Genomic DNA, 14,306 nt, shown 5'->3' with positions numbered 1-14,306 from the left:
GGTTTAAAATAGATGTGATTCTACAAATCTTATCTCTAAAGGAGCTGTACATATTGCTAAAACAATCACTAAACACCCTACGCTATGTTGGGAGGGCTGAAGGAATTTCCTTTCTGATCTTATTGGGCATTGCTATGCCTCTCAAATACGCGCTCGACCTTCCGCAGGCCGTTAAGTTTGTGGGGATGGCGCACGGGTTTCTCTTTGTGCTCTATCTGATCTCCATTGCTTGGGTCACACTCATGCATCGCTGGTCGATTTGGCGAGTGTTGGGGGCTTTCCTGGCTGCCTTCATTCCTTTTGGTCCTTTTATTCTGGAGCGCCGAATTGCGAAATAAAGAAAGGAACTGCTTTACTGAACAAGAATTACATAATAAATAAGTCAGAAAGATCAGGAGGCTATCATGCGTGGAAACGGGGACACCCCAGCAAAAGCACGACCTTCCTTAACGGAAGGCCCTATTGCCAAAACGTTAATTTTATTTTCATTACCGATTCTATTAGGCAACGTGCTTCAGACACTTAACGGTTCTATCAATGCCGTATGGATCGGCAAATATCTCGGTGAAGGCGGCCTTGCGGCGACATCGAATGCCAACATCATTATGTTCTTTTTAATCAGCTCGATCTTCGGGTTTGCGATGGCTGCCGTTATTTTAATCGGTCAAAATCTCGGTGCGAAAAAAACGCACGAAGCCAAAAAAGTCGTCGGCACCAGCACTGTTTTCTTTTTTATTCTTTCTATTCTTGTTGCCGCGTTCGGATTACTATTCTCCTCAACCATTCTAACTTGGATGAATACACCGCCGGATGTGAAGGACCTCGCGGTTGTCTATACACGGATTTTGTTTGCCGGCGTTCCGTTTATGTTTGGATTCAACCTGATCATGGCCATATTACGCGGCTCTGGTGATGCCAAAACGCCGTTCTATTTCTTGCTTTTATCCGCGATATTGGATGTCATCCTGAATCCGCTCTTAATTGACGGGATCGAGCCTTTTCCGAAAATGGGCATTGCCGGCTCAGCGGTTGCCACCTTTATTGCGCAATTGATCAGCTTCGTGCTGCTCATTGTATATTTGTACCGTAAAAAATATTTTCTGCGGATTACCAAAGAAGATCTCCCGCTCCTGCGCATCAATTGGGCGATCATTCGCACCTTGATTCAAAAAGGGGTGCCTATGGGATTAAACATGGTCGTCGTTTCTATCAGCAATCTGTTGCTCGTTCATCTCGTAAATTCGTATGGATCTGAATCGACGGCTGCTTTTGGAGTCGCCATGCAAATCTCCAGTTATGTGCAAATGCCGGCGATGGCGATCGGCGGAGCCGTTACCTCCATGGCCGCACAGAACATCGGCGCAGGCTTGTGGGGCCGAGTGAACCGCATTACGTGGACCGGTGTAGCCGTCAACATTTTGATGACGGGCCTGATCGTCGTTGTGCTGACGTTGTTCAACCGAGAAGTCGTCTCGCTGTTTCTTCCGCCGGAAGGGTCCGCGATTGCGCTCGGGGTTCACATCAATAATTTAACGTTGTGGTCGTTTATTATTTTCGGTGTATTTAATGTCGTTGCAGGCGTCGTTCGTTCCGCTGGTTCCGTGGTATTCCCGCTCGTAGTGGCGTTCATCGCACTGCTGCTTGTGCGTATCCCACTCGCCACGGTGCTTTCCCACAAGTACGGCTTTGACGTAATTTGGTGGAGTTTCCCCGTCAGCTTCACTGTGGCTATGACGCTGAATGTGATTTACTATCAGCTTGGTAAGTGGAGACAAGCTAGAATGATTCCGGCTAAGGCTTAGTATACGAAAGAGACTATCCCAGGTCATCGCGGACCTTACGGGATAGTCTCTTTGCTATATTTTAAAGCTGCAGTAAATCTTTATGTACTTTCACAACGATTTTCTTGTTAGCACTAGCCTCCGTGATCAAGCAGTTCGGACGGTGAATATCCGAAGGGAAACATACTGCGAACATGCCTGGCGTCAACAATATGCCTGTCTCCAGCTGAGCAGGATCCGTTTCATAAAAAGCGACATCATGCGTATCGAATTTGTTATCGATGATTTTGGCATCCGGATGCACTTTATAGAAACAAAGCTTCTCTTCGCCGCTGACAAGGAACTGAATATCCGTGTACACAACGTGAGATTCCGGCAGTTGTTCCTCAGCAGGACGGGTGACGACTTCCTGCACATTAGCAAACATCAGATGGCCGTTGTCCCCTTCCAAATCGTATCTGCCAGCTTCCATTTCGCCAAGATTACGGTTCAAAATGTAATCGATCCCCCGCCCGATCGCCGCGGGCCACAAATGACGCTCTTGTTCGAATTGCTTCAAATCGCTAATAATCATTTGAACTCTCCTTTTCTATAACCTGAAATAGAGTAGAATGCCTATAAATACTATAGCCTATAACGAGAAAAAAGACTCGCTTTATACAAAGCGAATCTTTCTACTCTAGGGCTATTAGAACGTTTTTTGGTTTGCGCCTTCCCAGTCGGCCAGAAACTTCTCGATACCCGCATCAGTAAGGGGATGTTTGCTCATGGACTCGATAACTTTGTAAGGCACTGTTGCAATATGTGACCCTGCAAGCGCGGCTTCAATCACGTGTGCGGAGTGACGAACGCTGGCAGCGATAATTTCGGATTTAATGTTATGCACTTGGAAAATTTGGCTGATTTCTTTAATCAGGTTCATCCCGACTTGGTTAATATCATCCAAACGTCCGATAAATGGTGAAACGAAGGTTGCACCTGCGCGAGCAGCCAGCAGGGCTTGCGTCGAGGAGAAGATCAACGTCACATTCGTCGGAATCCCAAGGGATCTGAATACGCTAGTCGCTTGAAGACCATCAAGGGTCATTGGCAGCTTGATGACAATGTTCGGGCTAATTTTAGCCAATTTCTTGCCTTGCTCGACCATTTCATCTGCTTTCAAGGAAACAACTTCTGCGCTAATTGGAACATCGCCTACGATAGAAACGATTTCTTGTACCGTTTCGAAGAAGTCTCTGCCTTCTTTGGCAATAAGGGAAGGATTTGTCGTTACCCCTGCAACAACACCTAACGCGTGAGCTTTACGAATTTCTTCTACATTGGCTGTGTCGATAAACAATTTCATAGTGTATCCCTGCCTTTTCTCCCGTTTTGGGTTAATCTTGGAAATACTTCTGTCTAATTTGTTGTACGATTGCTTCTGCGGTAAAACCATATTCACGAATTACGCGGTCTGCCTTCGCGGATGCTCCGAATTTCCGGATCCCCACGACAAAACCTTCGCCACCCGTAATCTCTTCCCATCCAGCAGGATATGCCATCTCAATGACGACATTAGCTTTCACTTTCGGATTAAGAACCGCCTGCTGCACGTCCAAAGATTGCTGCTCAAACAGCTCACGGCTTGGCATGGAAATGACATTTGCTCCAATACCATATTGCGCCAACTGCTTCTTCACGTCAAGTGCTAAGCTAACTTCGGAGCCTGTTGCAATGAGCTGAACATCCGGCACAGCACCAGGTGCAGCCTCAGCCAGCACATAAGCGCCTTGCCCGATATGAGCGTAAGCAAGTTGATCCGTGCCAGGCAGCACCGGCAAGTTCTGACGGGACAACGCGAAGACGAAAGGACCTTCTTGCGCTTGGAGGACATACTCCCAAGCCGCAGCCGTCTCATTCGCGTCCGCAGGACGGAACAACGTCAGATCCGGTATCATCCGCAAGGATGGGATCTGCTCGATCGGTTGGTGCGTCGGGCCATCCTCACCGACGGCGATGCTGTCGTGCGTGAAGACATACGCAACAGGAAGCTTCATCAGAGCGGACAAGCGGATCGCGCCGCGCAAGTAATCGCTGAACACGAGGAACGTGCCTCCGAAGGCTCTTAATCCGCCATGCAGCAGCATGCCGTTCAGAGCTGCGCCCATGGCGAATTCCCGGACGCCGAACCAGAAGTTGCGGCCGCTGTAGTTCGCGGCGCTGAATGCCGCGTCGTCGTTCAGCATGGTGAAGTTGGAGCTCGCCAGATCGGCGGAACCGCCAACGAGCTGAGGAACCCGCTTCGCCAGGCCGTTAAGCACTTTACCGGACGCCGTGCGCGTCGAGATCGCGCCGCTCTCCGGTGTAAAGCGCGGCACATCGTCGTTCCAATCCGCCGGAAGGTTGCCGCTGCTTGCGAGCTCGAATTGCTTGGCGAGCTCGGGATAAGCAGCTTGGTAGCTGTTCCACAGCTGCTCCCAGCTGTTTTGAGCCTTCGCGCCCAACGCTTTGTAATGTGCGAAATGCTCGTAGACTTCAGCCGGCACATAGAAATCCGGCTCCAGAGGCCAACCCAGCGCCTGTTTAGTAAGAAGCAGCTCTTCTTTGCCAAGCGGTGAGCCGTGCGTACCGCCGTGGCCGCCTTTGCCCGCTTTGTTCGGTGACCCGTAACCGATGGTTGTTTTGATCTCAATCAGCGTCGGGCGGCTAGTATCTGCCTTACCTTCTGCGATTGCAGCGGAAATCGCTTCGACATTATTTTGCTCTTCCACGCGCAAGTATTGCCAGCCATAGGATTCTATTCGAGTACGAACGTTCTCGGAGAATGACATGTTCAATTCTCCGTCAAGTGAGATGTCGTTAGAATCATAAAGCACGATTAGTTTACCCAATTTTAAGTGGCCTGCTAAGGACGCAGCCTCTGAGGAAACACCTTCCATGAGATCGCCGTCACCGCAAATGGCATACGTATAATGATCGACAATCGGGAAATTTGGTTTGTTATATACCGCAGCTTGATGTGCTTCAGCCATCGCTATACCGACGGCCATCGCCACACCTTGACCAAGTGGTCCGGTAGTTGCTTCTACACCAACTGTGTGACCGTATTCCGGATGTCCTGGCGTAAGGCTTCCCCATTGGCGAAATTCTTTGATATCATCTAATGTCAGGCCATAGCCGCTTAAGTGTAGCAAGCTGTATAACAGCATCGATCCGTGTCCCGCCGAAAGAACGAAGCGGTCGCGGTCTACCCATTTGGCATCGGCAGGATTATGTTTGAGGTGCTGAGTCCATAGGGCATAGGCCATCGGAGCGGCACCCATCGGCATACCGGGATGACCCATTGCGGCTTTCTCGACAGCGTCAATCGTTAGTGTGCGAATGGCGTTGATGCTTAATTCTTCAATACCAACAGTTGTCTGTTTCAACAGTTTTCCCTCCATCTCTTTCTTTTGTGGTGCTGCATATCTCTATTATAAGGATAGTCAGAGCATTAAAAAAATCGATAGTTTCGATACTTGCTATAGAAGGTGTCTATACGTTGCCCTCATGATCTTTTGTTAGCTGGATAAAAGCAAAAGGCGCGCCTACCTGCATACAAGCAGTAGAGCGCACCTCATCTTATAAACAAACGATCGCTTTAATCACCTTGGACTCTGGCTTGAGCCAAGTCTCAAACTGTCCGATCATATCCTCGAAGTCAGCACGATGTGTGATATAACTCTCGATGTCGATGACGCCATTACGCATCGCTTCACGTACAGTATCGAAATCTTCCATCGTCGCGTTGCGGCTGCCCATCAATGTCAGCTCCCGTTTGTGAAACTCGGGATCATGGAAGGTGAGGTCCGCCTTCACGAGGCCAACATACACGAGCTTGCCGCTGTGCGCGACAAGTCCAAAGGCGTCCGTCATAGAACGTGCGTTCCCTGTCGCATCGAAGACAATTGTGGGCATATCGCCATTCGTGAGCTCAGCGAGCTGCTCCTTCGGCTGCTGCAACGCATTCACGGTATGATCGACGCCTGCCCACTTGCGGCAAAACGCCAAGCGCTCGTCATTGATATCCATGGCGATGACCTTAGCGCCAAATTGCTTCGCCAGGACCATGACGCCAAGCCCGATGGGTCCTGCTCCAATGACGAGCACCGTTTCGCCGGCGCGAAGCCCGGATCTCCGCACAGCGTGAGCACCGATGCTAAGCGGCTCCAGCATAGCTGCTTCATCGAGCGTGAGCCCATCGGTCTTAATGAGATGGCTGGCGGGGACGGAAATCAGCTCTCTCATTCCTCCATCCGTATGCACGCCCAGCACTTTCATATCGGTGCAGCAGTTCGTATTCCCACGGCGGCAAGCAATACATGTCCCGCAATGCAAATAGGGGACGATACTGACTTGGTCGCCGGCCTGCAATCCCGTCACACCTTCACCAATTTCCTCTACATACCCGGAAAGTTCATGGCCCAATACGCGCGGATAACTGAAAAATGGCTGATTCCCTTTGTAGGCGTGCAAATCCGTCCCGCAGATCCCGATTCTTTTGATACGAACGATGGCTTCCCCCGCTCTCACTTCTGGCTCCTGCATCTCAACAAAATTAAACTGTTCAACCTGTTCACATACGATCGCTTTCAATGTGTTCCCTCCTATACGTAGGTTTTCTCGTTATATTCAGGTCTTCCACTAACCCATGACTTATTGTGAATCGGCTTCAAAATGTCCAAAACTTCTTGCAGCAGCTCGGTATCCATCGGCTCATCTGTCCATGCTATATTCTTGCTGATGTTCTCGGGACTCGCCGTGCTGATCAGCGTCGTAGGAATCCGCTCATTCGCAGTCGCATATTGCACCGCCAATTTGGCAATGTCCAAGCCTCTGCTCGCGCAGAATTCCGCCGCCTCCTTACAGATCCTTCGAATATCAGCTGGCGCCGGATGCCAATCTGCAGCAGGTCTAGTACTCAGCAGGCCCATGGAGAGAGGTGAAGCATTGACCAATCCGATCTGGTGGTGCTCAAGCAATGGGAGTACATCCAACAAGGACGTATCATTCAATGCATAATGACAATAGGACAATACGGAATCCATCTCTTTAACAGCCAGCGATTTCTCAAATACAGTTAACGGTAGTCCAGATACGCCGAAATATCGGATTTTTCCCGATTGTTTCAAAGCATCCAACGCTGGGAACCCTTCTTCAACAATCTCATCGAAAGCCGCGAATTCAATATCATGCAAATATAAAATATCGATATAATCCGTTTGCAGCCGTTTTAAGCTTTCATCTACACTTCGGATAATTCGTTCCTTTGAAAAATCAAACTCCGCATCCCCGTAACGACCGGCCTTTGTCGTCAAAATAAAGCGTTGTCTGTCCATTTGTGCGATAGCTTTGCCCAATACAGTTTCCGCTTTGGTTAACCCGTAATACGGGGACACATCGATCAGATTGATACCCAAATCAACCGCCGTATGGACAGTCCGGACGCTTTCTTCCTCATTGGTTTCACGGAAAACAGAGCCGAGAGAGGAAGCGCCGAAACTCAAGACAGAGACGTCCAGTCCTGTTTTGCCTAATTTACGATATTTCATAACTTATAAAACCCCTTTGCATTTAATCCAAATAGACGGTCATTCTCGTGCTGTGTCCAAGTTTCCGGTAACGAATGGGTTAGTACATCGACAACTTCCTCGTAGCTAGCCGCCAACAAGCATACAGGCCAGTCGCTGCCGAACATCACACGGTCAATCCCGAACACCTCTAGAGCATGCTGGATATACGCAGTAAAATCTTCTTTCTTCCAATGGCCGAGATCCGCTTCCGTCACCATACCCGAGAGCTTGCAATACACTTTGGGATGCTTGGCAATATCCGCCATCTGGCTTTTCCAAGGTTCCAGAACGCCATCCGCAATCCGCGGCTTCGCGATATGATCGATAACCGCACGTAAACCGGGAACCTGATCGAGCAGCTCAATAACCGGCGTTAATTGATGGGACACGACAAGCAAATCGACCGGCACATCCTGCTCGGCAAAATATCGCAGCGCCTCAATAAAATGAGGCTCCAGAATTCGGTTCGCATCCGGCATTTCTTGAATCATGACTCGAAAGCCCACATACTTGGGATGCTTGCAAAAACGTTGATAGTGATGCAGGAAGTCCGGATCGTTGAGATCAAGCCAACCTACCACCCCTGCAATAGTCTCGGATTCATCGCTTAATGACAGCAGATAGGCCGTTTCTTCCAGAGTCTGCGCCGCTTGGACAACGATCGTAGCATTCAGGTTATGCTCCCTCAGGTGCGGTTCCAAATCGCTTGGGCCATAATCCCGATTCAGGATCGGCAGCTCTGGACCAATCCATCCGTAATCCCCGCGGTCTATTCGCCAATAGTGCTGGTGGGCATCAATTCGCATGGCGCTTCTCCTTCTTTATTTCCTATTTTGATATCGCTTTCTTTTATTTTAACAGCATTTCTAAACTATAAAATAATGATTTCTAGCACATTTATACGGTTTTTTGATATCATAAGAGGACAATGAAAGGAAAGGAGCAGACGACATGCATCCTATTCACAAAGTTTTCGATAACCATGAAACCTTTCCGTTCTCCTATGCCTTTAAAAACACAAAAAGCTCGCAAAGCGAGCTCCCTGACCATTTCCACGACTGGTATGAAATTGTTTATGTGTACCGCGGCAAGGGTACGATGTTCATCGATCACACCTTTTATGAAATGAGAGCCGGAGACATTTTTCTTATTCCGGGCAATATCATTCACCGCGCGACTCCAGATAAAGAAAACCCTGTGACTTCAACGGCCGTGTATTTCAGTTCAAGCTTCGTTCAAGCACCGCAATTCGGAGAATCGTACTCCTATTTGCACAGCTTTGAGCAGGCCGTCGAGCTCCGCCAGTACAGGCTGGAAACGCTGCTTCCGCAAAGACAGCCCCTCGAGCACTATCTGGAGTCCATCCAGCACGAATTTAAGCACGAGGGACCTGGGTTTCGGCAAGCCATCTATGTCCAATTGCTTCAGCTGCTGCTTTTTATACGGCGTGATGTGGCCTCTGGCCATACATTCAATACAGGAGATCCCCTTGTCGCTCCCGTCTGGATGAGAGATGTGCTGCTTTATATCGATGAGCATTTCTGCGAAGATATCGGGCTCCAAACGCTTTCGAAACAAGCCTCCGTCTCGCCCGCTCATTTCAGCCGCGTATTCAAACAGTTGATCGGGATGAACGTGACGGCCTACCTGATAACCAAACGGATTATTCGCGCTAGACAGCTGCTGTCTGGAAGTGATGTCAACATTCATCATATCGCGGAGCTCTGCGGCTTCGAAAGCCTTCCCCATTTTCACGCCATGTTCAAAAGAGTGTTGGGCATAACACCGGCAGCGGCAAGAAAGAGCATCCGATAAACCGAAAAAAGTGAACTAATGGCAACGTTCATACTTGATATTGCGTTTTATAATAGGCAAATGTCGCCCCCAAACCGTCTCTAAGCGTAAAAATAGGGCTCCACCCGAGATCGTTAAGCGCTGCTCGATTGTCTAAACGGCTGTGAACGATGTCACCGGTACGAGCAGCCTCGTAAGCTGGATTAAAGCTGCTTCCGCAGATCGAGCACATTTCCTTCAGAAGCTCGTTGACACTTGTTTGTTCATTGCAACTAATATTGTAAATGCCACGGCTGCCTTTATACAGGGCGGCCCTATTTGCACTCACAATGTCTTGGACATAAATGAAATCCCGCGTTTGCTCCCCGTCGCCATAAATGATCGGCTGCTTACCGTCCAGCAGCTTGTCCATAAAAATAGCAACAACTCCGCCCTCACCCTTGGGATCCTGCCTAATGCCATATACATTCGCATACCGCAGAATGGTGTAATCCATCCCATAGAGCAATGCAAAACTTTCTATATAATGTTCCGGCGTATGCTTGGAAATACCATAGAAGGATAGCGGCTTGACCGGATGCGCTTCGTCCACGCTCAGATATTGGGGAGTCCCGTAGACCGCAGCAGAGGAAGCATAAGTTAATTTCCGAACACCATGCTCTCTGCACTGCTCCAGCAGATCAATTGTCCCTAAGATGTTGATTTTTGCATCCAACAAAGGATCGATAAGCGATGTCTGAACATCGATTTGCGCCGCGTGATGAATGACAACTTCCGGACGGGAAGCAGCGAATACCTCGGCAAGCCTTTTGCCATCCAGTAAATCACCATGATGGAAAACAGCTTTTGCATTCACATACGCCAATCGCCCCGTAGTTAAATTATCAAAGATATGCACGTCATGCCCCTCCTGAAGCAGGTCATCGACAATCTGTGATCCAATAAAACCGGCTCCTCCGGTAACTAAAATGTTCACGTAGATACTCCTCTCTTACAACTAACGTAAACAACGAAGATTAAGTTCAAATGACATCTTTTCCGTTTAGTCTAACTCTAACCCTTCTATTTTACCAAAAAAATGCAGGGGAAGTGGCGTGAATGGACAAAAAAATAGCCACCCTCTTACGAGAGCGGCCTGCTGAGCAATAACCTTAATGTTTTACAACGCGATCATATAAAAAGTCCGCAATATGGACGGCTTCCATCTTACCTTTTTGTCCATGTTTATCGATGCCGAGCTTCATTTGCAGCAGACAGCCAGGGTTGCTTGTCACCAAATATCTAGCTTCCGTGGCGTTGGCGTTGACCATTTTATCTTCCAAAATCTGATTCGCCATTTCCGGCTGCGTTACGTTATAAATACCGGCAGATCCACAGCAAGAGCCCGCATCTTTCATTTCGACAAAAGTAACGTTGCCTACTTCTTTCAACAGTTGTCTGGACGGATTGCTGCCTTTCATTACATTGCGCAGATGGCAGGAATCCTGATACGTCACCCGAGTAGAAGCGGCAGCTGTTTGGCTGTCAGCGAATTGAAGCGGACGTCCTTTTTCCACAAGAATCGTTGAAATATCTTTCACACGCGCAGCGAACCAACCTGCGGATTCCTTCCATTCCGGCTCATCATGCAGCAAATGATCATACTCGATTAGAATCGCGCCGCAACCGCCGGCATTCGATACAATATAGTCCACACCGGCTTCCTGGAAAGCACGGATGTTATTTTTGGCCAGCATCTTGGCTTGGTCGCTTTCGCCGCTATGCGCGTGCAGAGCGCCGCAGCAGTTCTGCGTCTCTGGAATGACAACGTCAAAGCCTGCTTCGGACAGCAGCTTGACGGTTTTGATATTCGTTTGGGTGAACATCACATCCATCAAACAACCCCTGAACATCCCGACGGTAGCAATTTTCTCGCCTTTGGCCGGGATGAAGGTGCCGAGAAGCTGCGTAATCCCCTTGCCGGATGCATCAGGAAGAATTTTCTCCATATCGGAAAGTTGTTTGGAAAATAAACCGACAACGCCTGTTTTTCGAACAACGGATTGCAGGCCTGATTTTTTATAAAAATGCATCCCTGAGCCTAACAGCCGCATTTTTTGCTGTGATGGGAACAGCTCTTTGAAGACCACCTTGCGCACACCGCGTACCCACCATCTATGCTGCTTCGTATGGGTTTCAACCGCATCGCGGGCCTGCTCGATCAATTGTCCGTATTTCACGTCCGCAGGACAAGCCGGCTCACACGCGCGGCAGCCCAAGCAGTGATTCATTTGATCCTCGAAGGAAATGCCCGGCTCCATAACGCCATCCACGGCTGCTTTCATCAAGGAAATACGCCCGCGCGGGGATTCAGCTTCGATGCCTGTTTGTTTAAACGTTGGACACACGGGAAGGCAGAAGCCGCAGCGCATGCAGTTCGTCAATTGATTGTAATCCAGCTTCTGGATTAACGTTTCCTGGAGAGTTGCCCCTTTAGCCACGGTCGATCACCACCCTGCGTCTGGATTCTTTGGCAAACATTTTGCCGGGATTCAGGAGATGATGCGGGTCGAACACGTCTTTGATCCCTTTCATCATCGCAATGCCGCTGCTGCCTACTTTCCATTCCAAGAAAGGTGCTTTCACCAGCCCAACACCGTGCTCGCCTGTAATCGTTCCCCCCATCTGGATCGCCGCTTCGAAAATTTCCTCAAAAGCCGCCTCCACACGGTGGATTTCATCATGATCCCTGGCATCCGTTGTAGCTGTCGGGTGAAGATTGCCGTCTCCCGCATGCCCAAACGTACAAATCTGCACGCCATGCTTCTCGGCGATTCGGTTAATCTCCAGCACCATATCGGCGATTTTGGAGCGTGGAACCGTCGCATCCTCCAGAATCGTTGTCGGACGCAAACGCGCAAGCGCCGTGAAGGCGCTTCTTCTTGCCGTTAACAGCTTCAGCGCTTCCTCTTGATTGCTCGCAATGCTAACTTCATCCGCTTGTTCTTCACGGCAAATTTCCGAGATACGGGCAATGTCGCGCTCCACCATCTCCATCTCGCCATCCTGCTCAATTAAGAGGATTGCTGCCATATCCAGCGGTAGGCCTAGCTTCGCAAAATCGTCTACGACACGGATCGTTGGATTATCCATGAATTCCAAGGTAGCTGGAATGATGCGGTTTTCAATAATTTTGGAGACCGTACGAGCTGCGCCGTATAGATCTTTGTACATGGCCAGCATCGTTTTCTTATATTTTGGAGGCGGAATCAATTTGAGCGTTGCTTCCGTAACGATTGCGAGCGTGCCTTCTGAACCGATCAGCAGCTTCGTCAAATCATAGCCGGCCACGTCCTTCATCAGCTTACCGCCTGTACGCATGATTTCACCGTTTGCCAGTACGCATTCTAATCCGATCACATAGTCTTTGGTGGTGCCGTATTTTAAACCGCGCAGGCCTCCGGAGCACTCTGCAATGTTGCCGCCAATCGTAGAGATTGCCATTGAACTTGGATCTGGTGGATAAAATAAACCCAGACTTTCAATATGCTCGATGAATTGCTTCGTAATGATTCCCGGCTGTACGGTTGCCGTCAGATTCTGCATATCAATATCGAGGATTGCATTCATCCTGTGCATGACCATGACAATGCCGCCTTGAACGGGAACGGTCCCACCACACAGATTCGTACCTGAACCCCTGCTGACTAGCGGAATGCGATGCTCATTCAACACCTTCATAATCGCGGATACTTGCGCTGTGTCCTTAGGATAAATCACGCCATCCGGCAACGACTGAAGCATTGGTGTTCCATCATACGAGTGGGTAACGAGAGATTCCATATCATCTTTAAAATACTTTTCGCCTACAATATCGAACAGTTGTTGTCTAATTTGGTTATCGAGCATAGCAGCCTCCCATGGGACTATTCATAACTATCATTGATAATTGATTGATAATTGATCATGTGATCAGATGACTTTCCTTCTATTTTAGCTTATGATTGAATAGATGTATAGATCTTTTATGGGGGAATTGGCATGGCATTTCAGCAGATACGGCCGCAAAAAGGCTCGGAAATCGTAATGGGGCAGATTAAGATGCAAATTGAGTCAGGAACCTATGCGCCAGGTTCGAAGCTGCCGACTGTCGTTGAGCTCGCTGCAAGCTTCCAAGTCGGCCGATCGACCATTCGCGAGGCACTGAGCGGGTTGAAAGCAATCGGATGGGTAGATATCCGGCATGGCGGCGGCACCTTCGTGAGCAACCCGCTGCCTGCGGACAATGCGACCCTCTTCGATCAAGGGGACTCTCTGCAAGAAGTGCAGGAAGTGCGGAGATTCATCGAAGTAGGCTGCGCATCGCTGGCCGCAAGTAGACGAACGGAAGCTAATCTCGCGGAGCTTCGGGACATTCTTCAGTCGATGGAACATTCCCTTGGCAACGAGGAAGCTAGTGAACAAGCCGATATCCGCTTTCACCTGGAAATCGCCAAAGCCTCTCATAATTCCCTCATGATCGGAATGATGGAGTCTTTGACGGAGAGGCTTCAGGTGAGCATGAAGGCATCTCGCCGCTTGTGGTTTTTCGCGGAGCTCGCATCCGCCGAGAAGCTCTTACAGGAGCATCGTGACATCGTCGATGCTATCGCTGCCGGGGACGAAGCCCTTGCGGCAGGCCGGATGTCACAGCATATACAGAAGGTGGACCAGGTTGTTCAACGATTGGCTAAACATTCATCGAATGATTGATGTTCGATTGGATTTAAGGGAACAGCGAGCCGCTATTCCGGAGAAAACGGGGCTTCGCGTGCTGTTGGGGAACTACAGGGCCTTATTTCTGTGAAATAAGATTTATAGTAGTCCCAATTGGAAAAATAGTGGCCTGTAGTTCCGCCAATCTGGTTAATAGGCCTATTTTCATTGAAATAATGGCCTCTAGTTCCTCTTTCATATTGGTTTAAGTGCAAACGCTCTTTCCTGCTTATGTAATGTAGCAGGGGTTGAGCGTTTTCTTGCGTTACGGGAGGAAAATACAAGAAAAAAGCAGGTAAAACCATAAAATGGTCTTACCTGCTTGTGTGATGCGCGTAGAGGGACTTGAACCCCCACGGTCGCCCGCTAGATCCTAAGTCTAGTGCGTCTGCCAATTCCGCCATAC

At 49.1% G+C, this 14,306-nt stretch carries 13 protein-coding genes; 4 read left to right on the top strand and 9 right to left on the bottom strand.

Annotation, left to right across the window (positions count from 1 at the left end; translation table 11 throughout):
- The first annotated feature begins 53 nt into the window (after positions 1-53).
- Positions 54-338 carry a DUF3817 domain-containing protein gene (locus tag AC3WTJ_RS37690; protein ID WP_157323862.1) on the top strand — a complete coding sequence of 95 codons (285 nt, stop codon included), beginning with the start codon at positions 54-56 and terminating at the stop codon, positions 336-338.
- Between the two features lie 66 nt (positions 339-404).
- On the top strand, positions 405-1,802 hold the full coding sequence (locus AC3WTJ_RS37685) for an MATE family efflux transporter (protein ID WP_492526874.1): 1,398 nt from the start codon (positions 405-407) through the stop codon (positions 1,800-1,802).
- 61 nt (positions 1,803-1,863) lie between these two features.
- On the opposite strand, the gene AC3WTJ_RS37680 is transcribed toward AC3WTJ_RS37685, so the two are convergent.
- From AC3WTJ_RS37680 to AC3WTJ_RS37655, 6 genes are all read right to left on the bottom strand, one after another.
- Positions 1,864-2,355, bottom strand: a complete 492-nt coding sequence (locus tag AC3WTJ_RS37680; protein ID WP_492526872.1) for a NanQ anomerase/TabA/YiaL family protein — start codon at positions 2,353-2,355, stop codon at positions 1,864-1,866.
- A gap of 114 nt (positions 2,356-2,469) precedes the next feature.
- Complete coding sequence (gene fsa, locus AC3WTJ_RS37675; protein ID WP_145669670.1) at positions 2,470-3,126, bottom strand: fructose-6-phosphate aldolase; 657 nt, start codon at positions 3,124-3,126, stop codon at positions 2,470-2,472.
- A gap of 31 nt (positions 3,127-3,157) precedes the next feature.
- Positions 3,158-5,188: a transketolase gene (tkt, locus tag AC3WTJ_RS37670; RefSeq protein ID WP_492526870.1), complete on the bottom strand. Its 2,031-nt coding sequence runs from the start codon at positions 5,186-5,188 to the stop codon at positions 3,158-3,160.
- Positions 5,189-5,381: 193 nt separating this feature from the next.
- Positions 5,382-6,395 (bottom strand): zinc-binding alcohol dehydrogenase family protein, encoded by a 1,014-nt coding sequence (locus AC3WTJ_RS37665; protein WP_492526868.1) that lies wholly within the window; start codon positions 6,393-6,395, stop codon positions 5,382-5,384.
- Between the two features lie 11 nt (positions 6,396-6,406).
- Positions 6,407-7,351 carry an aldo/keto reductase gene (locus tag AC3WTJ_RS37660; protein ID WP_492526866.1) on the bottom strand — a complete coding sequence of 315 codons (945 nt, stop codon included), beginning with the start codon at positions 7,349-7,351 and terminating at the stop codon, positions 6,407-6,409.
- Positions 7,348-8,178, bottom strand: coding sequence for an amidohydrolase family protein (locus AC3WTJ_RS37655; protein ID WP_492526864.1), 831 nt, complete (start codon positions 8,176-8,178; stop codon positions 7,348-7,350). The genes AC3WTJ_RS37660 and AC3WTJ_RS37655 overlap by 4 nt, the downstream gene beginning before the upstream one ends.
- A 145-nt stretch (positions 8,179-8,323) precedes the next feature.
- Here AC3WTJ_RS37655 and AC3WTJ_RS37650 point away from each other — a divergent pair, with 145 nt between their 5' ends.
- Positions 8,324-9,187, top strand: coding sequence for a helix-turn-helix domain-containing protein (locus AC3WTJ_RS37650; RefSeq protein ID WP_492526862.1), 864 nt, complete (start codon positions 8,324-8,326; stop codon positions 9,185-9,187).
- 28 nt (positions 9,188-9,215) lie between these two features.
- Here the strand turns inward: AC3WTJ_RS37650 and AC3WTJ_RS37645 are convergent, their stop codons facing one another.
- The 3 genes from AC3WTJ_RS37645 to AC3WTJ_RS37635 all read right to left on the bottom strand — a co-directional run bounded on the left by AC3WTJ_RS37645 (position 9,216) and on the right by AC3WTJ_RS37635 (position 13,054).
- Complete coding sequence (locus AC3WTJ_RS37645; protein ID WP_492526860.1) at positions 9,216-10,142, bottom strand: NAD-dependent epimerase/dehydratase family protein; 927 nt, start codon at positions 10,140-10,142, stop codon at positions 9,216-9,218.
- A gap of 175 nt (positions 10,143-10,317) precedes the next feature.
- Positions 10,318-11,577, bottom strand: a complete 1,260-nt coding sequence (locus AC3WTJ_RS37640; protein WP_492526901.1) for a (Fe-S)-binding protein — start codon at positions 11,575-11,577, stop codon at positions 10,318-10,320.
- Between the two features lie 61 nt (positions 11,578-11,638).
- Positions 11,639-13,054, bottom strand: coding sequence for an FAD-linked oxidase C-terminal domain-containing protein (locus AC3WTJ_RS37635; protein ID WP_492526858.1), 1,416 nt, complete (start codon positions 13,052-13,054; stop codon positions 11,639-11,641).
- A gap of 132 nt (positions 13,055-13,186) precedes the next feature.
- On the opposite strand from AC3WTJ_RS37635, the gene AC3WTJ_RS37630 reads away from it, so the two are divergent.
- The gene (locus tag AC3WTJ_RS37630; RefSeq protein WP_492526856.1) at positions 13,187-13,897 is read left to right on the top strand and encodes a FadR/GntR family transcriptional regulator; all 711 of its coding nucleotides are present in this window, start codon (positions 13,187-13,189) and stop codon (positions 13,895-13,897) included.
- Positions 13,898-14,306: the final 409 nt, after the last annotated feature.

Source organism: Paenibacillus sp. FW101-FHT12H11, assembly GCF_058790355.1.
Note: the sequence above shows the minus strand (reverse complement) of the source record. Positions and strands in the feature narration are given on the sequence as shown.